Here is a 25,318-nt window from a genome sequence, read left to right as displayed (position 1 = left end):
CCTACTTCGGTTACCGTAACCGACCCCCGAATGACGTTGAAACAATTCCCCCTCTTGTAGACCTTTCATATTGCAACAAGACGACGGTAGCAAGGTAAAGCAATATATTAAAAAATAATATATCCAGAAGTAAGGCAGGACCGATGCGGGATCGTGCAGCGATAAAGGACGGTAGATTCCGCGACGTGGACGCGCAGTGCATTATAGCGCAATAAAGCATTAATGCTTTAAATGACCATCGGTCAATTTGAATCAGCAAAAAGGACTATATATGAAATGGTTAAAACTTCCTAATAAATTTAATGTAAATAATACGTGTAAATTAATATCACGTCAATATTTTTTTTAGGCGGTTTTAATATATTTTTTAAAATGGCTGAATATTAGCTGTATCAATGGGATTTTGATGAAAGAGGCGATCCGTTTTCACCAAATTTAAATGTTAAAAACAGGAAGGTTTGACGTCTGGAATATCCAAGTATTCAAAATGTTCAAAGTATAAACCGCTTACATTGAGAATACATAAAAATGCATGTTAGGTTCTGTGACATAATAGCGAGGTTTCTTGAAAATTATGGCAGCCACAGGCTAACAGCATAGGAATCTTCCGCGTCATCTCTTGCAAATCAACAATTGATTACGTTCAAATTTACTGGAACATAAATCATCTGTCAATTATAAAAATAGCGGGTAATTCTGGTAAATAGATGGGAATTACAATATTTAAATTGTCAAGGAGCCGGGGTTGCCGGAGGGGGAAAAGCCCCCTCACACCCCTATTATAAATCACTTTTTGAATAAATCTATGATGACCAAATTATTCCACACAGTTAAACATACTAGCGCTCAATACCTATCGTTACGATTTCGCAAGGTCCCGCTTCCAGCTCCAAAGACTCAGACAGCTGTTCTACCGAAGCGCCTTCCGTCTCTTCCAGAATGGTCGTTTTATATGCACGGCTCACCGATTGAGGCCATTCCAACCGAAGGCTGGCAGGCTGCTGTTTCATGTTGTACCAGCGAAGCATATGATCTCCGAAATCCTCGTTAACGGTCCACGCTGAGAAGGCGACTCCCTCACCGCTCCAGGCAAAAGGAGCATGTACCGCAGACAGATCACCGGTATGAATTCCGGTTTGGACTTTTGTCCACGGAATTTGGAATTGGTAGGCTTCCGCGTAAGCTCCGGAATCCTCCCCGCTGCCGTCATGCGGAATGATTTCAAGCTGAACGGCATGTTCGCCAAGGCATTGAGCCTCCGGCGTCGGGAACCAGCCCCAGTCGCCCAATTCTCCGACCGAACGCAGCAGCGTGACCGCGATGGTATTCCGGCCGTCCCGCAGCACTTCATACTCGTTCAAGCCGAGGTTGGCTACCGCCAGGCCGGCTGTCTCCCCGCTCACATCGACAAAAGCCTGCTGATGCTGGGCGTTGCTCGGATTCTGCCATTCGATCACGGGCTGATTATCCCGTGTCACGATTTCAAACATGGAGTCCACGCGGTGCCGGCTGGCTTCAATGTCAGTCGGGAACAATGCGCGGACGCGGTGATCCTTGGCCTGGTTGTTAAACGAGGCCTCCACTTTAACGCCCTTGCCGTCCTTCTCCAGACGAACCAGGGTACGGATCTTCATTGGCACGGTTTCTTTCACCCGTTGAGCTTTGCGCTCCGGATAGTAGACCACTTCGATCTGCTCCTTCTGAAGAAGCTCATCCGCCGATGCCGGTACCTCCCAGTCATGAACGATTTCGAGCGTAGCGCGGTAAGGCGTATCTTCCACAACCCGGATGGATGCTTGCAGATCGCGCGTCGTCAGCGGAGCTTCACCTTCCGGCTGCTTGTACATGTATTCGTTACCGATGTCCCCGGTATCCTCATAAACGAGCAGGTCACGGTATTCGCGTCCGTTTCGCTTGTCGGTTACCGTAAGGCTTCCGTTCGGCTGGGCCGCTACCCGCAGGATGCTATTTTCCATCACGTTGTTCCCGGTGATCAGCGATGCTGAAGCATTGTCCGAGTGCTGCGCTGCTGCCTGGCCGGACACGAGTGCGTACGCCCGAAGTCCGTGCGCCGGAACGGCGTCCGCCTGCAGCGTAATTCTCACGGCACGCGCCATATACGGCTGACGGAACCGGTCATCCGGCAGATCGTAGCCGAAGCGCTGGCCCAGATCCTCGAGCGTAAAAGGCACCGGCTTTCCGCTCGGGTCCAGCACCACACGCTCACCAAGCTCGAGCGCCTGAATCCGGCGGCTGATTTCGTCCAGCGGGATGCCGTCGCGGAAGTAAATCCGCTGTACGTCCAACTCGACGGATACAGTGCCGGTCCGCTCCCACCCAGTAGTGTTAAACACCACAAACGGGAGCGCATCTTCGCCATACTGCGCGAAGGATGACGTATCCACCGCATCGGCCACCGCCCGCTTGCTGTCATCAATGATCGATTCCGCCACGTCGCGGCTCTTCGCAAAGCGGGTTACCATCTCGCGGTGAACCTCATCGACGCTGCAGCCGCAGATGCTGTCATGCGGATGGTTCTGCATCAGCGTTTTCCATGCATACGTAAACAGATGATGCGGGTAGGCCTGACCGGTCAGGTGGGCATACGCCGCCAGCGGCTCGGCTACCTTTTCCAGCAGCGCCTGGCCATGCTGGTTCATCTGCTTGAGATATACGCGGGCAGACGCCGTGTTCACAAGCGTCCCCCATCCGTCGGTCCGCTGGCTCCGAAGCTCGCCGCGAACGACGGACAGCTCGTTCTCTTGATGGCCTTTGACCGACTCCAAATACTGCGGGAAGTTCGAGTGAACGAACTCGGTGTCCGGGTAGAGCTTGCGCGCAGTCTCCAGCGCCTCAGCCAAATCGGTCTGGATCGGCTGGTGGTCGCAGCCGTTCATGAAGAGAAGCTCCGGCGTCGACGCGTACTTCTCCGCGTCAGCCAGCTTCCGGTCCCAGAACGCCTTCGCCTCTTCGGGATCGGCCGGAATTTCGTTGCCGTTGCTGTACCAGTTGGCAAACAGAATGCCGAGCACCTTGGAGCCATCCGGACCTTCCCAGATGAGCTCCGAGAAGGAAGACTCATATTCGGAGTCGGCAACGGTATTGTTAAAGCCGGTCGGCTTGACGCCGCGGCCGAACAAGGCGTTATCGATGCCGGATTGGCGCATCAGCTGCGGCGCCTGGCCGACGATGCCAAAGGTGTCGGGGAAATATCCCACCTTGGATATTTGCCCGTAACGGCGGGCGTCCTTATGGCCGATTTGCATGTTGCGAATGTTGGCCTCGCCGCTGGTCAGGAACGCATCCTGCAGAATATACCACGGGCCGATGAAAATGCGGCCTTCACGGATGTATTTTTCAAGCCGTTCCTTCTGCTCGGGACGCACCTGAAGGTAATCCTCCAGAATGATCGTTTGCCCGTCCAGGTAAAAGCTCTTGTACTCCGTATCGTTCTCCAACGTATCCATCAGCACGTCCATCAGACGGATGAGACGGACATGATGTTTTTCATAGGGCAAATACCATTCCCGGTCCCAGTGAGTGTGGGAGATGATATGCGCCGTTCGTTTCGGCTTGTTTGACATAGAAATCGGGTCTCCTTTCCTTGGGTGGCTTGTTCCCGATCGGAACTCTCACCCCCTGCTTGCAGATCAACATATTGGGCTAAGGTCCAGCTTGTAGCCAAACCCTGCCCTGGATAAATTTGCACTGTCATGGATGGCCGGACGCTGGCATGGATGACTTACGGACATCATCATCTCCTTCCGCAAGTGTCCATCCGTCGCGTACAAATTAACATTCAAAGTAAGTCTTAAATATAACCTATATATAATAGAAGAAAAAAATTTGGCGATCCGTACATCAGACGATTTCTGCAGGCCTGAACCTTCGATTAAAAGTTTATAAAAAACCCCTGACGATTGCCCAGTTTTGGTGATCAATCCCAAAGAACTCCCCAAATAGGAGGACGCCAGGAGCCCAACATTCAAAAGCCGACATTACTGCCAAAAGCCCTTTTGCCCAATAAGACCGCGGGCTCCCTGCCGGAATAACACCGGCTCCTAAAAACAAATGTCCATTCACAGTGGACAGACACCTTGCCTCCGGCACAGCAGTGAAAAGGGGCAGGATTCCTGAACCCCGCACCAAAATTATCCTTTCCCCCTGCCCTGCAAGGATTGGTTTGATGCCCATCCCGTTTGCCCCGACGGCTCCATCTCTGCAAAAGTTCCTGACGATCGCCTACACCTTTATTGTACAAATCAACTCAACGTGTTTAGTCTACTTGGATGTCAACCTCATCCGGCCGGTACACGGCCGTAATGCGGCCCTCCCGGTCGGCGGCAAACAACACGCTGCGGTCGCTCTCGAGCGTAAAGCTGTAGACGGCTCCGGTCTGCGGGTCCTTGACCTGTACCGGGGCATCCCAGCCGTACTCGGAGACGAACACGTACAGGCTGCCGTCCTTGAAGCTGAGCTTCCGGCCGTACACGCCCGGCAGGTCCCCGCCGGCCAGCCACTCGAGCTCACGCTCAACGCCAGCTGCGGCAGCCGCGTACCGGTACAGCTCAAGGATCGGCTCGTCCCGGCCGTTCAGCTCGAGCGGCAGCGGGCTCCAGATCAGCCGGCCCTTGCCCAGCGGCACGTCCACGAGCGCATCCATGCTTGCGCCAGTCCCTGCAGCTGCGGCCGGGATTTCCTTCGCCACTTCGGCGATCCGCCGGTGCCCAAAGGATACCGGCAGCAGACGGCCATTCACGCCGAGCATTTCCTCCCGGCGCACATTGGCAAGCCGGCGCTCGCCGAGGACGGCGTCGAGGCGCGTCGTCGGACGCCAGTAGGCGTCCAGGCCGAGCGGGCCGGTGGCGAGCAGCGTCGCGCCGGTCTCCTTGACGAGCTCCAGCAGCTCGTCCAGCGTCCGGCTGTCCATGTTATGCGGGCTCGGCAGCAGGATCAGCTTCGGCGCCTTCTGACGCAGCGCGTCCAGATGGTATTCCGACGCCGCACGGAATGGAAGCTTCAGGTCATAAGCCAGCAGCCGGGTCACCCGCGTCGTCGACTGGAACGCAAATGCGCGGTTCGAGAAGTCGTTGGAGTACGGGAAGATGGCGACGATGTCCTCGAGCTCCCGGTCCGTAAACAAGTCCCGCGTGGCCGCGATGAAGCGTCCAAAGTCGTAGGATACGTCCGCTTCCGGCTTCTCCGTGCCATCGGCGCGGAGCGCCCCGATATGCGATTCGTTGGCGTTGTCCATATAGAAGTTCGTATTCCAGATCCAGTGGATCGCACCCGCCCCCCCGGTAGAGAAGGCGTAAGCGTATTTCCGCTCCAGAATGCTGCGCAGCTCGGCTTCGGACCGCTTGGCGCGGCCGTCCGGCGTTTCTACGTACATAATGCCGGTTTCCTGAATCAAGTTCGGTTTATCCGGCGTTTTGGTGAAAATGCCGTCCCATACCAGATAGTCGTTCAGCCACCAGGAGTGCACCGTCGTATAATCGACGGCCTGCTCATAGAAGAACGGAGATGGGCGCTGGGCGCCGAGCGCTTCGTCCTGCCCGACGGTGACCAAATGGTCCGGGCACAGCTCCTTGATCGTGCCGACGAGCTGCTCCGCCCACCGGTTGTGCATATCCATCGAGAACAGGCAGTAATCGAGCCATCTCGTTCCCTTCTTGGCTTTGTGCATATCCTGCACGTCGAAGTTGATCTCTTCCGCTTCCGGAATGGATGCCGAAGCAAAGTTGGGCAGCTGGTCCGGCGTCATGTTCCATGCTTCCTGGAGGATGCGGATATCGCCGTGGCGGCGCTCCAGCCACTCCACGAACGCCTGGTGCTCAAACGGATCCCGGGCGGAACGCGGTCCCTCCGAGAAAATCCGCGGCGGATCAAACATCGACGGTTCGTTAATCAAATCCCAGTCCACATGCGTCGTGGCCGTATGTCGGCTGACGATGCTGCGGATGAAGCGTTTCTGGGCCTCAACGCTCTGCGGGTCGAGATAAGGGTTCAGTCCTTCCCACGTCTCCGGCGTAAAGGAGAAGAACGTAAAGGTCACCTGCAGGCCGTGGCGCTTGGCCGTCAGGAAGAAGGCGTCGATCGCGCGCAGCACTTCCTCCGAGGCATGGCCGTCAACCTGCATAATATTCCGGTAAGCCGTCCAGACGCCGGTGCGGATCCAGTTGATGCCCGCTTTGGCCATCTGGGCCATGTCCCGCTCCCATACGTCCACGTTCGGCAGGAACAGGAACTTGCGCGCCACGTCGGAGGTCATGTACGTCATGCCCACAACGGGCAGCGGCCGCCCGTCTTTGATGAAATAATCGCGGCTGCGGGTAATCGGCGAGCCCTCGGCCAGAAGGAGGTCGTCACGGCCCCAGAAACCCTGGCGCAGCACGCGAATCTCGCCGTCCGGTCCCTCTGCGCGGCATACGACGCGGTACAGCCCGCTCTTCAAGGGCAGAGGCACCGGAATGCGCACGAAGTTCTGCTCCTTCGTCACCTGCGCCTGGAACCGGTGGCTCCAGGCCTCTCCGCTTCCGCCCTCATGGCTTACTTCCAGCTCAAAGCTCCACAGCTCAGGCGCCATACTGCGCGATTCCCCGCGCTGCAAAATCTGCGTCTGCAGCGTCAGCACCGCGTGTTCCCCGGCTTCGTACGAAGCATAATTCGGCTTCAGCGACAGCTCGGTCACGCCCCGGGCGCAGAAACGCGCCCAGTCGATCAGGTGCGCAGCGCCCTTCCCGCTCCAGGACGCTTCGGTCAGCGGCAGGAACACGAACATCCAGCGCGAGCCGGCGAACGTCACACGGGAGTTCTCCCACAGCACGATCGGCGCCGCGATCTCGCGCCCTTCAGCGCTGAGGCCGGTAAGCAGCGGATAGATCTGCGTGCTCATCGGGCCAGCTGAGCCCATCTGCTGCGGCAAATCGGCGCTTTTGGTCGTATGCGGTACCAGGTTCCAGGCATCTGCCAGCTCAAACAGATCTTCTTGGCCGTTCAGCAGCGGGATGCGGTCCGAAACGGCGAGTTTCATGACTTTACTTGTGTCAACCCGCAGCGCTTCGTGAATATAGAGTTCCTGATGATAGGCGGTTTGCTCGGTCTCCGACACCCAGGACCCGTTATCCCGTACCACAGGAATTTTAAAAGGCGCCCCGCCTGCACTGATCAGGCTGCCTCCCCGATGCAGGAAGGCGGAAATTTCCGTCCAGGCAGCCTTTGGAAAATAAGGCGCGTGCAAATTGACAAAACAACCTTGATCCACTCCGCGAAGCGCATCAGCCAGTTCTTCGGCGCGAACGACCGCCACTTCTGCGGCATGCTGGAAGTCTCCGGCCTGCGGGAGCTTGCCCGCAGCCGGGAAATCCGGATCGCATAGAATGATGATATGCCGGCTCATAGCAGACCGTCCTTCATGGCCTTATACACGAGCTGGGAGAACAGGCTGTTGGACCAGGCGAACCATTTTCGCGTAAAAGTGGTCGGATCGTCAGCGTGGAACCCTTCATGCATGAAACCTGTATCCGCATCGGTCGCTTCCAGCATGGCGATCATCTCCAGCTTCTCTTCAGCCGTCTGCGCGGTCAATCCCTGCATGGACAAGGCCATATGCCAGATATAGTCCTCCGGCGTGTGCGGGCTGCCGATTCCCTTGGCCGCTTTGCCCTCGAAGTAGAACGGATTTTCTTTGCTGAGCGCAAACCGTCTCGTATTTTGATAAATCGGATCGTCCGCCGTTGTGTAGCCCAAGTAAGGGATGGACATCAGGCCCGGCGTACCGGCGTCGTCCATCAGGCAGTAGTTGCCGTAGCCGTCGGTCTCGTAGGCATAAATCGGCCCGAACTGCGGATGGCGGTAAATGCCGTACAGCTGAATACCGTAGTTGACTTCGATCTCCAGCTCTTTGAGCTCAGCGAGCATGTCCATATCGCGGAAGACCCACTCGGCGAATTCCTGCATTTGGCGCAGCGCCACGACCGCAAACATATTGCCCGGAATGTTGTAATGGAAATCGCAAGCGTCGTCGCTGGAGCGGAAGCCCGACCAGATCATACCTGTGTAGTTAACCGGCATGCCCATTCCGTTATTGCGCAGGGAGTCTGTCAGGATGCCGTTGTTGCGCGTAAAACGGTACGGAGACTTCTCGAAGTGGTGCTGCTCCGTTTTGAACACGTCGATGATGGCGCGCATGGCCTTTTTGAAATTGGCGTCGAAAATATCGGTCAGCTCGGTTTCCTTCCAGTACAGGTACGCCAGACGAATGACGAAGCACAGCGAATCGATCTCGAATTTGCGCTCCCACACCCATGGGGACATGTCCGTTTCGTCCGTCGTGTTCCAGTGCCAGTCATTGGCCGACTCATTGAACGCATTGGCGTACGGGTCGATCAAGACGTAGTGAACATGGCGTTTGATCAATCCGCCGATAATGCGCTGCAGATCCTGGTCTTCCTTGGCAAAAGGCACGTAATGGACGACCTGCTCCACGGAATCGCGCAGCCAGGAGGCCGGGATGTCTCCTGTAATGACGAAGGTCGTTCCGTCGTCCATCAGCTTAGTCGTCGTTTCCAGCGTATTTGGAAAGCAGTTTTTGAACAGCTGCAGCAGCTTCGGCCGGTGGGCCAGCTTCTGCTCGGCTTCTTTAATTACGTCCTGGATCGCCTGCGGCATCTCCAGCGCCGGCATCGGTATTTTAGGAAGTCTGAATTGTTCCAAAGCGATACGCCCCTTTACTTGGCTGAATTGTAGAGTGATGTCACATCAAATCATGTATTGTTATACGATCTATACCAAACTTCTATATATTGCGTTAATCAACCTGCTTAAGCAGGACGGTTTTAATTTCATAAGGGGCAAAAGACAATTGCAGTTTCCCCTCCTGAAGCTGCAGCGGATGGGCCGGCTCTTCCAGCGCGTTGGACAGATAAGCCTCTGTGATGGCACCCGGCCATGTCAGCTCGATCTGTTCGCGTCCACCGGTCGATTCATAGAACCGCAGGATGACGCCGTTTCCGTCCTCGGACGGTTTCACCGTGTCGAGCACGACGTGCCCGCCGGATAGGGTAATCAGCGATCCCGTTGACGTACGAGAGCCTTGTGCACCGGACTCTGCCTGGCGAACCGGCATGTCCACGTTCAGCTCCGCCGCCTGACGGACGGTGTGTGACTCCCTCCAACCGCCTTGATGCGGCAGCAAGGAGTAGGTGAAGTCATGCTCGCCAAGGTCTGCCGTCACGTCCGGCCACTTCGGCGCCCGCAGCAGAGACAGACGGATCGTGCTGCCCTGAACGTCATAACCGTATTTGCAGTCGTTCAGCAGGCTGACGCCGTATCCATGCTCCGACACGTCCACGAAGCGGTGTCCGCATACCTCGTACTGCGCCTGCTCCCAGCTCGTGTTCCGGTGGGTGGCGCGCTCAAGGGAACCAAATGGAATTTCGTAGGTCGCCTTATCGGTGACCACATCGACCGGAAAGCCCACTTTCAGAAGCTTGTGCGCCTCGTTCCAGTGAACATGCGTTTTGAAATCGATCCGTCGGTCATGGTGATAGAAGATCATGTCCTGCGTGATTTCGGACTGGCCAATCTTCCAGCGGAAGCGGAGCACGTCCTTCGTGCGTCCGGCCAGAACCAGCCGCTTCTCGAGCAGCTCCGCCTCGCCGGCCGGCTGCTGTTCGTAGCGGGTGTCAATGTCCCAAGCGTCCCACAGCGTCGGACGGTCGTGGAAGAAGTAGAACCGGTTGGCGCGTTCCCCTTGCTTCACGACTTCGCGGCCGGCAGCCTTATCCAGCAGGCTGGTGATTTCGCCCCGCTCGTTGAACCGCACAAGGTAAGCGGAAGTCTCCCACGTATCGCCGAATGACTGAATCCCCGCGGAGTCAGCATTCACGGCGGCTTCCGGCTTCACCCACACGGTTTTGTAACCCAGTGCCGGTACGTCGGGAACCCGGACGGAGATGCCGCCTTCGACAGCGTCCGTCTCCAGGCGCGTGCCGTGCTCGTCATAAGCAGCCAAGGCGCCTTCGCCTTGTTCAGCTTCGATATGAACCACAGCGCTCCGGCTCCATCCGAGACTGTTGAAGACAACGTACGGAGTGCCCTCCTTGCCGGAAGTGTCGATATCCCACACCAGCGTGTTCAGCCCTTCGTTCAAGGCGTGTTCTCCCTTGGCGAAAATTTCGCCGTATTCCTTATCCGACGTTTCATACGTTTCGGTAATCGCCGAGCCCGGAATGATGTCATGGAACTGGTTCAGCAGGATCAGCTTCCAGCCGTCATGCAGCTGCTGCGTCACCTCTGTACGGTTGGCCGCATCCATGTTCGGCCCAGCCAGCGTGTTCCACAGCTCGGCTTCCCGGTACAGCACCTCCGCCTTGCGGTTGCTGCGCTTGTTGCGGGCATGCGTCGTATACGTGCCGCGGTGCAGCTCCAGGTAGAGATCGCCGCGCCACGTCGGAAGCACCGGACCCGCCTGCTCGATGCTCTCGAAGAACTTGGCCGCCGTACTGTAACGGCTTGCCGGCTGCCCGACCATCAGATTGGACCGGTCGATGTACTCCAGCATCTCGCGGGTGACACCACCGCCGCCGTCCCCGTGTCCGTACAGGAGCATCTGCTCGGGATGCAGCGCCTTTTCCCGATAGGACTGCCAGTGATCATGAACATCCTTTGGCAGTGTGTGTTCGTTCACGCCATGGTTCAGATAAGACAAAATCGGCGTTCCATCGATGCCGACCCAATGGAACAAATCGTATGGGAACAGGTTGGTGTCGTTCCAACCGAGCTTGGTCGTCATGAAATAATCCACTTTGCCGTGCTTCAAAATTTGTGGCAGCGATGCGCAGTAGCCAAACGTGTCCGGCAGCCATTCGATATTCGACATCCGGCCGAATTCCTCCTGGTAGAACCGCTGGCCGTACAGCATCTGCCGGATCAGTGATTCGCCGCTCGGCAGATTCAGGTCGGGCTCGACCCACATGCCGCCGACCAGCTCCCAGCGTCCTTCCATGATCCGCGCCTTGACCCGTTCGAACAGCTCGGGATCGTTTTCCTTCAGAAAGGCGAAGAGCTGCGGCTGGCTTTGCGTGTACCGATACTCCGGATATTCCTCCATCAGCCGGTCGACCGTCGAGAACGTGCGGCTCGCCTTGCGGACCGTTTCGCGGACAGGCCACAGCCAGGCGATATCGATGTGCGACTGGCCGACCATATGCTCCAGCCCCTCGGCATTGCCGCCTACTTCCTGGACGTCCGCTCTAAGCGATGCCTCGATTTCGGCAACGTCCCTGCCATCACGGATGGCCGCTGCATTCAGGTTCACGAACCGGTCCATCGCCCGGTACAGCACTTCCATCAGGCGCACGCGGCGGAAATCTTCCTGCGGCAGCAGCACCAGCGAGTCACGCACGACGGTGACTGTATACATCAGGCTAAGCACCGCATGATTCGGCCGCACAAGCAGACTCGTGACCGACGTGATCGGCGGGTTGATGACGGCCTGCTGGTTCAATGGATCGACCGGCTCCGGAACCGGATCAAACAGCTCGATTTCGAGTTCCGGCGTCTCTCCGATCACTGCAGGATCGAGCGTTACATACGTATGATTGCGGTCGAGGCCCTGGTAGGAAACCCCGTTGACGCGCAGAAGCCCTTCTCCGCCCGAAGCAAAGACGAGCCCGAACGGCTCGGATGGCCAGCCTTCCGGCAGCTCAAGCCGGGTCCGGAAGAAATATGTCGTTCCTTGCTTGCTTGGAAAAGAGGCCAGCCCCTTCCCTTCCGGGTAAGGAGCCGTATTCTCATATTCGCCAGGCAATTTGTAGTAAGAGCGGGTGATGTCCCAGCTGCGGAGCTCTGTCTGCTCCAGCCAGCGGTTGTCCGATAATTCACGGATAAAGCGTCTGATCCGTTCCATTTATTTACCCTCCCGCACGGCCAACTCCGTGCTCATCGTGTCGTTTACATGTCTGCCGACATGGATCCGGAACAGCCCCGGTTCCACGACGGGCTTCAGGTCCCTGCCCACGTACTGCAGCTGTTCCCTGCCGATCTTAAATTCCACGGTCCGGGATTCACCCGGTTCAAGTTCCACTTTCGTAAACCCTTTGAGCTCCATCAACGGACGGCTTGCGGCGCTCATGCTATCTGAAACGTACAGCTGCACGACTTCCGCTCCGGTACAGCTGCCGGTGTTCGTCACGTTCACCGACACGGTTGCCGTTTCGTCTTCCGTTATCGAATTGGCGCTGATGCGGAGCTGATCGTAACCAAAGGTCGTATAACTGAGGCCATAGCCGAACGGGTAACGCGGCTTCGAATCCTCTTCCATATACCGCTTGCCCCGCGAGCGTTTGCCGTTGTAATACACCGGCAGCTGGCCGACATGCTTCGGAATCGATATAGTGAGCCGTCCGGACGGATTGACGTCGCCGAACAAAATGTCCGCTACCGCGTGTCCGCCCTCCTGCCCCGGGTACCAAGCCTCCAGAATCGCGTCGGCATGCTCGTCCACCCATGGTTCGGCAATCGGACGGCCGTTAATGTACACCACGACGAGACGCTTGCCAAGTTTGTGGATCTCCTGAATCAACTCCAGCTGCACGCCCGCCAATCCCAGTGTCATGCGGTCGATGCCTTCGCCGCACTCCATGTCGTTCCAAGAGTTGTCCGACACCTTCGAGGCGCCAGTCTTCAGGTCGATCGTCCCTTCGCCGAAATCGCGGGCACTCGATCCACCCATCACCATCACCACGGTGTCTGCCTGAGACGCGCAGGACAGCGCCGTGTCAAATCCTTCGCGGGAATCGCCTTTAATCCGGCAGCCCGGTGCATACAGCACCCGGCCGGATTCGGCGCCGAGCTTCGCCCGGATGCCCTTCAGCACGGTCGCCACTTTGTCCGCCGGCTGCGGCGACGTGTAATCGCCCAGCTGGTTATAGCCGTGGTCTGCATTCGGACCGATCACCGCAATGGTGCCCGCCCGCTTGTCCAGCGGCAGCGCATCCTTCTCGTTCTTCAAGAGAATGATGCCTTCCTCCGCCAGCTTGCGTGCCAGCTGCACATGCTCGCTTTGGCCAATGACCTGCTCAGCCCGCTCCGGATCCACATATGGCCGGTCGAACAAGCCCAGCTTGAACTTGAGTACCAGCACCCGCAGCACCGCCCGGTCCAGGACACCAATGCCAAGCTTGCCCTGGCTGACCGCCTCCAGCAGATACCGGCCGAACATTTCGCCGGACATCTCCATATCGATGCCCGCCTTGATGGCCTGAACGGCGGCGTCCATGCCGTCTTCCGCCACGTCATGTCCCGCGGCCAGCATATCGATGGCCCCGCAGTCGGTAATGACCATGCCGTCGAACCCCCACTGCTTGCGGAGGACGTCCTCCAGCAGTTCCGTGTTGACCGTGCATGGCACACCGTCAATTTCGTTATACGCCGGCATGATGGATGCGGCGCCGGCTTCCACTGCTTTCTTGAACGGATACAGATCCACCTCAAGCAGCTCGCGCCAGCCCATGTGCACCGGGCCAGCGTTGCGTCCACCTTCGGAGCTGCCGTATCCGACAAAATGCTTCAGCGTCGCGGCAACGCTCGCGTCGCTGTCCAAAGCATCGCCCTGAAGCCCCTGGACCGATGCGGCGGCAAATTCGCCGATCAGGTAAGGGTCTTCGGCGAAGCACTCCTCCGTGCGCCCCCAGCGGGGATCGCGCACGACGTCCAGCACCGGCGAGTATGTCACCGCCCCGCCCTGCGCCCGCGTCTCCGCGGCGACGGCGCGGCACATCTCGCGGTACAAATCGACGTTCCACGTGCTCCCGAGCAGCAGCGGCACCGGATACACCGTGCCGTCGATCGCCATATGCCCGTGCGAGCACTCCTCCCCGATCAGGATCGGAATGCCGAGCCGGGAATTCTCAATGGCATAACGCTGAATTTCGTTAACCGCCTCCGCACCTTCCTTGGCGGACAGGCCGTTCTCCAGCGTGACGCCGGTCCACGGATCGGCTCGCAGCACCCCGTACAAGGAACCGACACCGCCATTTTGGACTTGCTGCTTAAAAGACTCCGTTAATTCAATCTTCCCATCTCTATGTTCATAGGTTTGCCAGCCGAACGGCTGCACGAGCTGGCCGACCTTTTCTTCCAAAGTCATCAGACCTAGCAAATGCCGGGCCCTCTCCACAGCTGGTTTCGTCTTGTCTTTGTAAATCAACATCTCGACTTCTCTCCTGTCTCCCTAAAGTGATGTTGTTTATTATTCTTTGACGGCACCTACGGTAAGTCCTTGTACAAAATAACGTTGGAAGAACGGATATGCAAAAATAATTGGCAGCGTAGCGAGCACGACCATCGCCATACGGGACGTATCCTGCGGAATGGACTGCAGTGCAGCCATGCTGAGCGAGCTGTTGGCCGAATTTTGCTGAATGAACTGAATGCTGGATTCGATCCGCATCAGCATCGATTGCAGCGGCACCAGGTTCGGATTGTCGATATAGAGCAAGGCATTAAACCAGTCGTTCCAATACCCCAGCGTACTGAACAGTCCGATCGTCGCCAGACCTGGCAAAGACAACGGCAGCACGATGCGAAGGAAAATGTAGAAATCGCCCGCGCCGTCGATCCGGCCCGATTCGATAATCGCCTCCGGTACGCTGGTGCTGTAGAACGTACGCAGGATCATGATATAAAAAGCGTTCATCGCGAGCGGCAAAATTAGCGCCCACAGGGTATCTTTTAATCCGAGCAATTGCGACACAACCATGTAGGTCGGAATCATCCCGCCGTTAAACAGCATGGTAAGAATCGCGAATACGGAGAAAAATCTGCGGTAGCGGAAGCTTTTTCGTGAAATCGCATAGGCGTACAGCGAGATCAGGATCAAGCTGACGAGCGTACCCACGACGGTAACGAGGATCGTCACGCCATAGGAACGGAGCAGCGTGTCGCCGCTTTGAAATACGAATTTATAAGCCTCGAAGCTCCATTTGGCCGGGATCAGACGGTAGCCGTCCGTTGCCAGCGTTTTTTCATCGGTTAACGAGATAATGACGACGAACAGAAAAGGAAATACGCACAAGAAGGAAAAGATCGCCGCAATCGTATGAAGAACAGCGTTCGCGCCGCGCGAAACATGATGAAAATCTCGTTTTTTTCTTTGAATGACCTCCGCCATAACCTGACACTCCTTTCAAAAAATGATTAGAATAATGCGCTGTCCTTGTCGATTTTGCGGACGACAAAGTTGGACACGATCACGAGTACAAAGCCGACAACCGATTGGTACAGGCCTGCAGCGGTACTCATACCGATTTCGCCAGTTGTTTTCAGACCGCGGTATACGTACGTATCGATAACGTTGGTTACGGAGTACAGCGTACCCGAGTCTCTTGGAACCTGGTAGAACAGACCGAAGTCGGCGTAGAAGATCCGGCCCACTGCGAGCAGCGTCATGATAATGATGATCGGCGAGAGCATCGGAATCGTAATGTTCTTGATTTGCTGCCACTTGCTGGCGCCGTCGATCATGGCCGCTTCATACAGGGATTTGTCGATACCCATGATGGAGGCGAGATACACGACGCTGTTATAACCGACGGATTTCCAAAGACTGACGAAGACAAGGATATACGGCCAATATTTTGGATCGGAATACCACTGAACCGGCTCGGCGCCGAACCAGCCAAGGATTTGGTTGATCATCCCGCGGTCCATGCTCAGGAAGCTGAATGCAAAGTATCCGACGATGACCCAGGACAGGAAGTAAGGAAGGAACATCCCGGTCTGATAAATTTTCGCCATCGTTTTGCCGACCAGCTCGGAGAGCAGAACTGCCATGGCTACGGACAGGATCAATCCAAGGATAATAAAAGCCAGGTTGTACAATAACGTGTTACGCGTAATCGTGTAGGCGTCATTGGTGCTGAACAGGAACTTAAAGTTGTCCCAGCCTACCCACTCACTCTTGCTGATACTGGCCCAGAAGCCTTCCCGGTTGAAACGGTATTGCTTGAATGCCACGATCGTACCCACCAGCGGCAGGTAGGAAAAGAAGAAAAACCAAATGGCACCGGGCAGTACCATAAACAGCATGACTTTGTTTCTAATGAGGTTTTTGAAAAATGCGGCCATTCTGTTTCCCTCCCATGATTGATTGGTTATACATTGAAAAAGGACCGGGCGCTAAGTCACCCGCCCGATCCTTTCCGAATTTTTTTCTACATTACTTGTTGTTTGCAGCTTTCCAGGCGTCAAGCTGAGTTTGAGCTTCAGCGATGACCTTGTCCAGGCCGGCTTGCTTGAAGGCCGCAATCGCTTTTGGCAGGTAGGTTTCCGGATCAACGGTACCGGTCATCAGGGATGCCCAGAACTGTTCCTTCACGTTTTGTACAGCTGCCATTTCGGTTGCTACTTTCGTGCTGTCGAAGTTGAAGCTCAGGATTGGAGAATCTTTACCTTCAGCGTTAAATTTCTTGAATTGCTCCCACTTGTCATCCGGGTCATTCGGGTTCAAGTAGAGCAGCATGTTGTTGCCGAGGGAGTACGACGGCATGTCGTAGTTTTTGCCCTCTGGAAGGTTTTCAATGTGCTTGTCGTCAACCTTCTTGTAGTGTGTTCCTTCGATACCGGAATCCACCATGTTGCGAAGAACCGGATCCGTATTCAGCAGGTTCAGGAATTCCATTGCTTTCTCCGGATGCTCGGAGTTTGCGGAAATCGCCATGATCGAGCCTTGAACCGATGTGTTCGTGATGATCGCATCACTTGCCGGTGTCGATTTAACCGGATAGCCATAGCTTGCAGACCAAGTATTGTCAGCCAGCGGCTGGGTTTGCGCACGGTCCATGAACCAGTTGCCGGAAGTCATCAGATCGCTAGTGGAGCCCGTTGTTGCTGCTTCCGGAGCCACATAGCCGGCTTGATAATATTTGTGCATCGTTGTCAGCGCCTGCTTCATTTCTGGCGTTTCGAGGATATCGACGATTTTGTAATCGGTCGTATCCAGCTTCACAGCCATTGGCAGATTCTGAATGATGTAGTCATAAGGAACATAAGGAACGTAGTTCTTGTCCATCGCGAACGGTGTTACGTTCGGTTCTTTTTCCTTAATCGCTTTCAACAGCGGCTCAATGCTATCCAGGGAACGTACATTGGAGGTATCCAGTTTGTACTTGTCCACCAGGTTTTGGTTGAAGCGCCATACTTCTTGCTGTGGAAGCTCTTTGTTGGCCGGAATGCCATAGTTGTGTCCATCGACTTTGGAGCCTTCCAGGAAAGCAGGATCGATAGTATCTTTGATACCTTTTCCATATTTATCAAGCAGATCGTCGAGTTCCATGAACGCGCCTTTTCTTGCGTTCTGTACGTAATCGAATCCGCCTGCGGATGTGAACATAATGTCCATCGGTTCGCCGGAAGCTACGTTTACCTGCATTTTTTGCTGGTAGTCGCCCCAGTCGATCATTTTCATGGTGACGGTTGCATTAATCTTCTCCTGCGTATACTTGCTGACCTCGGCCATAACCTTGTCAACGTCTTTTTGCGGCGTGCCGATCGTGTACCAGATCAGGTTTACCGGTTTCTCGGAGCTTCCCGAAGATCCGGAACCACTGCTTTCCGCGTCTTTGTTGCCCCCACCGCACGCGCTGAGTACAAGCGCGAAGGCCGTCAACATGGCCAGTGCGAACGAGAAGCTTTTCTTACCCTTGCTCATGTGTGTTCCTCCCTTTTTGTGTTGCAGTCAATGTTGTCTAGCTGTCTGCCCACCAAGCGGCCAAACCGGCTTTTTCTTTTATTTGTTCCGGCTCGGTTTGTTTAACTAAGATAACCTTAACGGATGTAAGCCGTTACAAAAAGAAGATAAACTAAATAAATCCGTGTACAAATTAAAGAAAAGGTTTTCTTTTTGTCTAAATTTGTCATTTTTTCAGTGAAACGCTTACTTTTATTGTTTTTCTTTCATTTTCATTTGGTTTTTTCTGCATCAAACGTCACAAAAAAACCCTAAACCGTATGAGATGGTAGGTGTTTAGTCTCATCTGATTCAGGGTGTCTCCAGCCGGTCAACCCAGCCCCTTGTAATCCGTCGGCGAGATCCCGACATATTTCCTGAACTGTTTATAAAAATATCCGGTCTCCCAGTAACCTACGTTCCGCGCAATCTCCTGCACCTTGAGGTTCGTATTCTTCAGCTGCTGCTTCGCCTTTTCGATCCGGAACTTGTTGATGTATTCGGCGAACGTTTCCCCGGTTTCCTTATGAAACAGCTGTCCCAGGTACACCGGATGAATATGATACTGTGCCCCCAGCGTCTTCAGCGACAGTTCGTCCGCATAATGATTGTGAATATGGACCAGCACCTGATTCACCACGGGGTTCTTCATATCCTGAAGCAGCGACTGGACCGCAGCTCCAGCCACTTCCTGCAGAGCAGTAATGAGATCCTGCAGCGAGGAGCTGTCCCGGACCCTGCCTAAGCCGTTCTTAAATATATCCGACTCATCCGTATGCTTGATCTGCTCAAGCTCCATTTTGAAGCGAATCACCAGCTCCAGGGCCGCGTTCAGCAGATCCTCCGGGCGGATATGTCCCGCCTTCTGCATCTGCTCAAAGTCGTCTTGGATTTTTCGATTCAGCCCGGTCTCGTCCCTCGCCAGAATCAGCTTGGCGTATTCGTCCCAAGCGATGGCGATATGCCGCTCCGGGCCGCCGCTATTCTCCTCCAAGCTGGTGTAGTCGATGATCCGCCGATCCGGAAATACCATAAAATACTCCAGCGACTGCTTGGCCTCCTTGTAGCTGACAGAAGCCTCTCCAGGCAGGCTCACCGCCGAGCCGACACCGATATGCACCGTGCAGCCCTGCCTCGCTAAATCAGCCTCCAGCTGCTCCAGTGCTGTCATCAGACGGGCCTTCCCCTCCTGCGGGTTCTCCAGACTTCCAATAAGGACCGTATCCCCATCCACATCGCGGAACAGCGTCAGCTCCGTGCTGTCTTCCAGCAAATCGTCAACCTGCCCGAACAACGCCTCATCGGCTGCGGTCCGAAGCACCGCCACGGCCATATAAGGCCGGTCCAAGTTCACGCCAAGCAGATCGGCTCTTTCTATAAATTCCGGAGGGGCGATCTGTCCGTTCATCCAGCGATAGAGCGTATTGTCCTTCAAAATTTGCACATCAAAAGCGCTGTACAATCCGCTCGCTCTCGTACTGTCCAGCTTGGACACGGTATTGCGGAGCGTCGATTCCAGTTCCTCCACATTGATCGGCTTCAGCAAGTAGTTCTCGATACCGAGCCTCATCCCCTGCTTCAAGTAATCGAACTCGTTGTATCCGCTTAGGATGATCACCTTGAGGTCGCTGCGGGTTTTGCGAGCCTCGCCGATCAGACTCAGGCCGTCCATCACCGGCATGGAAATATCCGTAATCAGCACATCCACGGGTGTAGACGCCATGGCCTCGAGCGCCTGGCGTCCATTTTCTGCGTGCCCGACAATCTCCAGTCCCAGCGCTGCCCAATCCAAAATATCGTACAGCCCTTCGATAATGAACGGCTCATCGTCCACAATAAACACTTTATACATCTTCAGCATCCGTCCCTTCCCGGTTAGGGTAACGTACGGTGACAACCGTACCGACTCCAGGCTGACTGTCAATTTCCACCCCGTAAGCCGGACCGTACAAAAACTGTAGCCGGCTGTGCACGCTCCGCAGCCCAAACATTTCGCCGGACTCCTCCGGCTTCCCGAGCTCTTCATGGATTTCAGCCAGGCGCTCAGGCGTGATACCTTTGCCATTATCCGTAATCACAGCCACCAGCATATCGCCTTCATCCCTCACCCGAATGTCCAGATGATTATCGTCGCGATTGGTCTGGATGCCGTGAACGATATAGTTTTCGATCAGCGGCTGCAGCGACAGCCTCATGACCGATTTGCCCTGCAGCGCCGGGTCTGAATCGATCGTATAGCTGAACTTCTCCTTATAACGGATCCGGAACAGCTCCAGATACAAGCGGCATGCCTCCAGCTCATCCTTGAGCGTGTAAATCTTTTTCTGCTTGACCAGGCTTTTGAAGAGCACGGACAAACTATAGATCATTTCCCCGACATCTTTAGCCCCTTGGGAAATGGCCCGCATCCGGATCACTTCAAGCGTATTGTACAAAAAGTGAGGATTGATCCTCGCCTGCAGAGCCACCAGCTCCGTCTGCTTCTGTTTAATTTCGGCTTTGTACACCCGCTCGATATACAGGTTCAGCTCGTCCAGCATATCGTTAAAGCTTCGGGAAATCTGGCCAAGCTCGTCTTCTCCCGGGTTATCGATCCGTGCGGATAAATCCCCGTTTTTCACCTTGCGCGTAATCCTAATAATCCGGTTCGTCCGGTTGGCGAAATTAATCACAAAGAAGGCCGGGAAAAAGATCGCAAACAATATACAGATCCCGCTGATCGTTATAATCGTTTTCCGGATGCCCGAATAACTGGCCTCCACGTCCTTTTTCGGAACTGCACCAATCACGACGTATCCGTTGTCAGCCGAAGTCAGCTTGTTGATATACATTCGGCTGCTGACCTCAGCCGGGCGGGTATTCCCACCGTCATACAGCGAATCGGTCACATCCATATACGGATAGGTCTTCCCATAATATTTCCCTTCCGAATCATACAAAACCTTGCCGTCCGCCGAAAGGACCGCAATATCCCCTTTGAAGCTGTCCTTGTAGCTGGCCAGGGCATCGGAAATGCCTCCCGAATCCAAATATACGAGGAACTGACCCGCATTCTTCAGCTGCCGGTTGTTGATGGGTACCCGGATGGCGTACAGCTCCGGCGCCCACTGGTCCGCCGCCTTCCGGATCCAGTAATTCGGAGCGGTGATGCCTTTATAGTCCATCGCCATGACATCCGGAATATAGGAGTGGGTCATATCGGTCGTCAGCTGCTTATACTGCTTGTTTGGCTTGAACACAGACAGAAACTGCTTCTCTGAACTGTACAGCATGATGTTGCGGATATCTCCATTTTCGTCCATCACCTGCTGGAAATACTGCAGCGGGTCTGTCGAGTTGTTGTTCGTTTCGTTAAAAAACTGGTCCATGTGATGCTGTACATATTGCGAATAAGGATGCTCCATCAAAAAAGAAATGTTCGAGAACAGCATTTCGTTCCGGTACATATCCCTGGCAATATTCTCTACCGACTGGTAACGCTGATCCAGATACCGGCTGACATTTTCCATCGCAGCCTTCTGGTTGTTGAGTTCCTTCTCCACGATCGATTGGGATAGGGAAGAGAACATCAGATAGGACAGAATCACGATTGTTAGAATGGCAATGATCGTGAAGATCAGCAGAATCCTCATGAACATGTTATTTTTAAAATAATTCCTGTAGATTCTGCCCAGTCCCATCTTAATCCCCCTTTTCGCCGTTTTTCCATTATATCATACCCTCGTTGATCGTTAAGGAACACGCTGTTTACGAAGCCTGTTTGCGAATCAATTCAGCCGGAACTTCACGATCATGAAATTGCCCGGGAAATGGAAAGCTGTGTCCTGCCCTTTCCTACGGGTACGCTTACAACCTTACCGCCACTGCTCGATGCAGCAATACCCCTATGATAACTTTTTCGTTTCCAGTAAGACAAATGGAATAATTATGAACATGTTCTTCACAGCAAAAAAGCCAGCACCTGGGATGTCCAAGGTACTGGCTTTCTCGTTCGCCATAATACAGATTACTCTGTAGTGTATGGCAGCAATGCGATTTGACGGGAGCGTTTGATCGCAATCGTCAGCATGCGTTGGTATTTTGCGCTAGTGCCGGTTACACGGCGAGGCAAAATTTTACCGCGTTCGCTGATAAATTTCTTCAGCAGATCGGTATCTTTATAGTCAATGTGAGTAATTTTGTTCACAGTGAAGAAGCACACTTTACGACGTTTGTTACGGCCGCCGCGGCGAGCCGGTCTTTTATCGTTGTCTCCGCCTTCTCTTTGTTTAAAAGCCATGCTGTTTCAGTCCTTTCCTTATTAAAATGGCAAATCATCATCCGAAATATCAATCGGTTTTCCGTCATCGGAAAAAGGATCCTGATTGGAATTGTTCCGCGAGTAGCTGTTACCGCCACGTCCACCGCCTCCATTGTAGGAAGGCTCCTCACGCGGGGTGCTTCCGCCTCCACCGCCTTCACGGTTGGATTCCAGGAAACGTACGTTATCGGCAATGACTTCGGTGACGTATACACGTTTACCTTCGTTATTCTCGTAATTCCGTACCTGGATGCGCCCTTCTACAGCCGTCAGACGGCCTTTGCGCAGATAATTGGCGCAGGTCTCAGCAAGCTGTCTCCATGTGACCACCGGAATAAAGTCCGCCTCACGCTCTCCGCCTTGCGCCGTAAACGGGCGATCCACAGCGAGCGTAAACTGCGTTACGGCTACCCCTGAAGGTGTATAGCGCAGTTCCGGATCCCGGGTCAACCGGCCGATCAAAATAACACGGTTCAACAATCGAGTCCCCTCCTTTGAGCGAATTTCATCACTAATTCCGTAAACGGATATTAAGCAACAACGTCAAGCGTAATGAGATAACGAATTACTTCGTCAGAAATTTTCATGAGGCGCTCAAGTTCGGCTACAACGTCAGGGTTGGCGCTGAAGTTAACCAGAACAAAAGTACCGTCACGGAATTTGTTGATCTCATACGCAAGGCGGCGTTTACCCATCACTTCATGCTTAGTGATTTCTCCACCGTTGGAGATGATGCCTTGGAATTTTTCGACTGCGGCTTGAACAGCATCTTGTTCAATGTCAGGACGAATAATGTACATCACTTCGTATTTGCGCATATGTTTCACCTCCTTATGGACTTCGGCCCCTGATCATGTCAGGAGCAAGGAACGAGTCTAAACTCGCACCATATTAATATATCAAATTGGCCCAATGATTGCAAGTACAATGCCGTTTTGATCCTGTTCCACACATGATTCTCCGCCAAGGGTACACACTACAGAGGCAGTCCATTTTAACGATTAAAGGAGGCCTTGTCCATGGGTGAAAGAACCGAATTTGAACCAGGCGACAAAGCGCCGAACCCCGGCGTATACATGGAGGTTGGTGAAAACAGCTTCCATACTGAAATCACGGATCCGCAGCGGGTCGAGCTGGCTAAGGGCGATACCTTTCCAGAGACCTCGAAGAAAGACCGCAAATGGAAACGGATGACGAAAGCGCGGGTCCACTAATTTTACAAATGGATGCATAAGCGCACGAAAACTGCGCATATTACAATCAGGCGGTGCTTGAGAGAGGTGTGGTTCCGTTGGACATGATCAACGCAACAAAGCACAGGAAGTCAGAAACAGCACGTTCAAGAAGCGGAGGGAAGTGCTAAAAACACTTTATTGTCTAAAGCAAAGATTTGCTAAAGGCTGACCCGAGTTTCACTTGCTGAAGTGTTGTGTGGATGAATTCCAAAAAATCATGGCATCGCCTGCCAAATCGGAGGACCTTCTGGGTCCTCCTTTGGTTTGTATACAGCAGTAATTGTTCCCCTCTTATTATGAAAGCAAAGGATCATAAAGGGAAACGATCCAACAACTAAGAAAACCTCCAGTTTACTCAACTGAAGGTTTTCACTGTATGTATTCTATGCGCAGTCACTTAAAAAAGGGAATGTGGCGGAAAGAGAGGGATTCGAACCCTCGCACGCCTTGCGACGCCTAACTGATTTCGAGTCAGCCCCCTTAGACCTCTTGGGTACCTTTCCGCAGCAAAATTGATTATAGCACATGTCCATCATTTGTGCAAGCCCTTTGTCCAAAAGCTGTTTATTACTAAGCCTGCTAAGCCTGCCCTTCCATTCCCTCTTCCGATTTCGATCGAAGCACCTTTTTCATATTTTTCTCAAACTTCGCCCGCGGGATCAATACGCTGTGCTGGCAGCCGACGCATTTGATCCGGATATCCATTCCCATGCGGATAATTTCCATTTCGTTACTGCCGCATGGGTGGTTTTTCTTCATTTGGACGATATCTCCGAGTTGAAACACTTTACGTTCCACCGTTATCCTTCCCCCATTTCGTTGTTCCCTTCTTTACCTGCCGCAAGCTCGGCCTGTGCCTGTTTCATCATGTCCTCGTATTCCAAAGCCTGCTTCACGTCGGCCTGAATCTGCCGTTCAACATCGCCTTTGGTGTTCGGCATGCACTCGGCTACGATCCGGATAACGTATTCACTCGTGTTCAAGGATTGCACCCCGAGTACATTCGGCACCGAAATGACATTAGGATCCCGCTGCTGAATGCCGGTAAGCGCCTGTTTAATCAGGGCTACGGTTTCTTCCAGATTTCGCTCGTTTTTCATGGGAAGGTCAACAACCGCGAGCGCATTGGATAAGGAGTAGTTCGTTACGCTGGCGATGGAACCGTTAGGCAAAATATAAACTTCCCCGGTAGGGCTTACGATGCGTGTGGTCCGAAGGCCGATCATCTCTACGGTGCCTTTGAAGGTCCCCGTCTGGATAACGTCCCCTACCGCAAATTGGTCTTCTAATATAATGAAGAATCCGGTAATCACATCTTTAACCAAACTTTGCGCGCCAAAACCTATGGCCAAACCAAGGACCCCTGCTCCCGCAAGGAGCGGTCCCAAATGAAAGTTGAACTCCGACAGAATCAGGAGCACCATAATAAAATTACAGGTGACCGCCGTTACGTTTTTCAGCAGCTCGGCTACCGTGGCGAACCTCCGCGGGTTGACGTTCATCCGGCTCTGCTCCTGTCTCGCCAGCGATTTGTCTATAATTTTGGATACAACCCGTATAATGACGCGGGAAACAAAAAACAGAATGATGATACGAATGCCCGAAAACAGCACATTGGTCCACATATCTACATTCGTCACCCAATCCAGAAACTTATCGCCGATACTTACCGCCTGCTTGACAGCCTGCTCTGGATTGGGAATGGTATCCTCCAGCCAAAACTTACTCAATCAACTCTACCTCCTATCCTCGATGCTCTTATATCCCTCTATGCTGTCTTTGAAGTAGATTCCCCGAATCTCCACCTGCTCCTGCTGGATGATCGTCTGTACGCTATCCAGCTGGTCCGGCGGGAACTGGATCGATAATGCACAGCCCGCTGTAATTTCCTTTGGTGTAGGAAATAAATCAATTTCAACCTCCGCATATTCAAGCAGCATCTCGGCGCGCAGCGCCTGCTGTGTCGAATCAAAAGCAATCAGCATCCAGGTTTCCATCTCCGCCGCCATCCGTTTCTCCCCCACCTTGATTTGTGCTGCATTCGTCAGAATT

At 54.0% G+C, this 25,318-nt stretch carries 17 protein-coding genes and 1 tRNA gene; 1 reads left to right on the top strand and 17 read right to left on the bottom strand.

The genetic code is table 11. The features are described 5' to 3' along the window. Nucleotides 1–839: 839 nt before the first annotated feature. From BCV73_RS29415 to rpsF, 13 genes are all read right to left on the bottom strand, one after another. A complete protein-coding gene (locus BCV73_RS29415; RefSeq protein ID WP_089549487.1) occupies nt 840–3,584 on the bottom strand; it encodes an alpha-mannosidase in 2,745 nt (914 codons plus the stop codon). Nucleotides 3,585–4,276: 692 nt separating this feature from the next. Further along, nucleotides 4,277–7,399: a beta-galactosidase gene (locus BCV73_RS29405; RefSeq protein ID WP_089549485.1), complete on the bottom strand. Its 3,123-nt coding sequence runs from the start codon at nt 7,397–7,399 to the stop codon at nt 4,277–4,279. Further along, on the bottom strand, nt 7,396–8,715 hold the full coding sequence (locus BCV73_RS29400; protein WP_076172470.1) for a glycoside hydrolase family 125 protein: 1,320 nt from the start codon (nt 8,713–8,715) through the stop codon (nt 7,396–7,398). The genes BCV73_RS29405 and BCV73_RS29400 overlap by 4 nt, the downstream gene beginning before the upstream one ends. 94 nt (nt 8,716–8,809) lie before the next feature. Continuing rightward, nucleotides 8,810–11,911, bottom strand: coding sequence for an alpha-mannosidase (locus BCV73_RS29395; protein ID WP_089549484.1), 3,102 nt, complete (start codon nt 11,909–11,911; stop codon nt 8,810–8,812). Next, nucleotides 11,912–14,215, bottom strand: coding sequence for a glycoside hydrolase family 3 N-terminal domain-containing protein (locus BCV73_RS29390; RefSeq protein ID WP_089549483.1), 2,304 nt, complete (start codon nt 14,213–14,215; stop codon nt 11,912–11,914). A gap of 39 nt (nt 14,216–14,254) precedes the next feature. Continuing rightward, nucleotides 14,255–15,175: a carbohydrate ABC transporter permease gene (locus BCV73_RS29385; RefSeq protein ID WP_076172477.1), complete on the bottom strand. Its 921-nt coding sequence runs from the start codon at nt 15,173–15,175 to the stop codon at nt 14,255–14,257. A 26-nt stretch (nt 15,176–15,201) separates the two neighbouring features. After that, a complete protein-coding gene (locus tag BCV73_RS29380; RefSeq protein WP_076172479.1) occupies nt 15,202–16,131 on the bottom strand; it encodes an ABC transporter permease in 930 nt (309 codons plus the stop codon). Nucleotides 16,132–16,222: 91 nt separating this feature from the next. Beyond that, on the bottom strand, nt 16,223–17,713 hold the full coding sequence (locus tag BCV73_RS29375; RefSeq protein ID WP_076172481.1) for an ABC transporter substrate-binding protein: 1,491 nt from the start codon (nt 17,711–17,713) through the stop codon (nt 16,223–16,225). Nucleotides 17,714–18,062: 349 nt separating this feature from the next. After that, on the bottom strand, nt 18,063–19,583 hold the full coding sequence (locus BCV73_RS29370; protein ID WP_089550454.1) for a response regulator transcription factor: 1,521 nt from the start codon (nt 19,581–19,583) through the stop codon (nt 18,063–18,065). Then, nucleotides 19,576–21,411, bottom strand: a complete 1,836-nt coding sequence (locus BCV73_RS29365; protein ID WP_089549482.1) for a sensor histidine kinase — start codon at nt 21,409–21,411, stop codon at nt 19,576–19,578. The genes BCV73_RS29370 and BCV73_RS29365 overlap by 8 nt, the downstream gene beginning before the upstream one ends. Nucleotides 21,412–21,737: 326 nt before the next feature. After that, nucleotides 21,738–22,010: a 30S ribosomal protein S18 gene (rpsR, locus tag BCV73_RS29360; RefSeq protein WP_076172485.1), complete on the bottom strand. Its 273-nt coding sequence runs from the start codon at nt 22,008–22,010 to the stop codon at nt 21,738–21,740. Nucleotides 22,011–22,031: 21 nt separating this feature from the next. Beyond that, nucleotides 22,032–22,511, bottom strand: a complete 480-nt coding sequence (gene ssb / locus BCV73_RS29355; protein ID WP_076172487.1) for a single-stranded DNA-binding protein — start codon at nt 22,509–22,511, stop codon at nt 22,032–22,034. Nucleotides 22,512–22,561: 50 nt separating this feature from the next. Continuing rightward, on the bottom strand, nt 22,562–22,849 hold the full coding sequence (gene rpsF, locus BCV73_RS29350; RefSeq protein ID WP_076172488.1) for a 30S ribosomal protein S6: 288 nt from the start codon (nt 22,847–22,849) through the stop codon (nt 22,562–22,564). Between the two features lie 201 nt (nt 22,850–23,050). Between rpsF and BCV73_RS29345 the strand changes: the two genes are divergently transcribed. Then, a complete protein-coding gene (locus BCV73_RS29345; RefSeq protein ID WP_076172489.1) occupies nt 23,051–23,245 on the top strand; it encodes a YjzC family protein in 195 nt (64 codons plus the stop codon). Between the two features lie 433 nt (nt 23,246–23,678). Here BCV73_RS29345 and BCV73_RS29340 read toward each other — a convergent pair. The 4 genes from BCV73_RS29340 to BCV73_RS29325 all read right to left on the bottom strand — a co-directional run bounded on the left by BCV73_RS29340 (nt 23,679) and on the right by BCV73_RS29325 (nt 25,263). After that, nucleotides 23,679–23,769: transfer RNA gene (locus BCV73_RS29340), tRNA-Ser, on the bottom strand. A gap of 76 nt (nt 23,770–23,845) precedes the next feature. Then, nucleotides 23,846–24,064 carry a DUF951 domain-containing protein gene (locus BCV73_RS29335; protein ID WP_076172490.1) on the bottom strand — a complete coding sequence of 73 codons (219 nt, stop codon included), beginning with the start codon at nt 24,062–24,064 and terminating at the stop codon, nt 23,846–23,848. A gap of 2 nt (nt 24,065–24,066) precedes the next feature. Beyond that, nucleotides 24,067–24,996 (bottom strand): mechanosensitive ion channel family protein, encoded by a 930-nt coding sequence (locus BCV73_RS29330; RefSeq protein WP_433618129.1) that lies wholly within the window; start codon nt 24,994–24,996, stop codon nt 24,067–24,069. 6 nt (nt 24,997–25,002) lie between these two features. Further along, entirely contained in the window at nt 25,003–25,263 is a 261-nt protein-coding gene (locus tag BCV73_RS29325; RefSeq protein WP_076172602.1) for a putative Se/S carrier protein, read from the bottom strand. Nucleotides 25,264–25,318: the final 55 nt, after the last annotated feature.

It is taken from the genome of Paenibacillus sp. SSG-1 (genome assembly GCF_002224835.1).
Lineage (GTDB): Bacteria > Bacillota > Bacilli > Paenibacillales > Paenibacillaceae > Paenibacillus_AQ > Paenibacillus_AQ favisporus.
Note: the sequence above shows the minus strand (reverse complement) of the source record. Positions and strands in the feature narration are given on the sequence as shown.

Coding starts and splice junctions, on each gene's coding strand:
- BCV73_RS29415 (WP_089549487.1), bottom strand. CDS start 3,584: ATGTCAAACAAGCCGAAACGAACGGCGCATATCATCTCCCACACTCAC.
- BCV73_RS29405 (WP_089549485.1), bottom strand. CDS start 7,399: ATGAGCCGGCATATCATCATTCTATGCGATCCGGATTTCCCGGCTGCG.
- BCV73_RS29395 (WP_089549484.1), bottom strand. CDS start 11,911: ATGGAACGGATCAGACGCTTTATCCGTGAATTATCGGACAACCGCTGG.
- BCV73_RS29390 (WP_089549483.1), bottom strand. CDS start 14,215: ATGTTGATTTACAAAGACAAGACGAAACCAGCTGTGGAGAGGGCCCGG.
- BCV73_RS29385 (WP_076172477.1), bottom strand. CDS start 15,175: ATGGCGGAGGTCATTCAAAGAAAAAAACGAGATTTTCATCATGTTTCG.
- BCV73_RS29380 (WP_076172479.1), bottom strand. CDS start 16,131: ATGGCCGCATTTTTCAAAAACCTCATTAGAAACAAAGTCATGCTGTTT.
- BCV73_RS29375 (WP_076172481.1), bottom strand. CDS start 17,713: ATGAGCAAGGGTAAGAAAAGCTTCTCGTTCGCACTGGCCATGTTGACG.
- BCV73_RS29370 (WP_089550454.1), bottom strand. CDS start 19,583: ATGTATAAAGTGTTTATTGTGGACGATGAGCCGTTCATTATCGAAGGG.
- BCV73_RS29365 (WP_089549482.1), bottom strand. CDS start 21,411: ATGGGACTGGGCAGAATCTACAGGAATTATTTTAAAAATAACATGTTC.
- rpsR (WP_076172485.1), bottom strand. CDS start 22,010: ATGGCTTTTAAACAAAGAGAAGGCGGAGACAACGATAAAAGACCGGCT.
- rpsF (WP_076172488.1), bottom strand. CDS start 22,849: ATGCGCAAATACGAAGTGATGTACATTATTCGTCCTGACATTGAACAA.
- BCV73_RS29345 (WP_076172489.1), top strand. CDS start 23,051: ATGGGTGAAAGAACCGAATTTGAACCAGGCGACAAAGCGCCGAACCCC.
- BCV73_RS29325 (WP_076172602.1), bottom strand. CDS start 25,263: ATGGAAACCTGGATGCTGATTGCTTTTGATTCGACACAGCAGGCGCTG.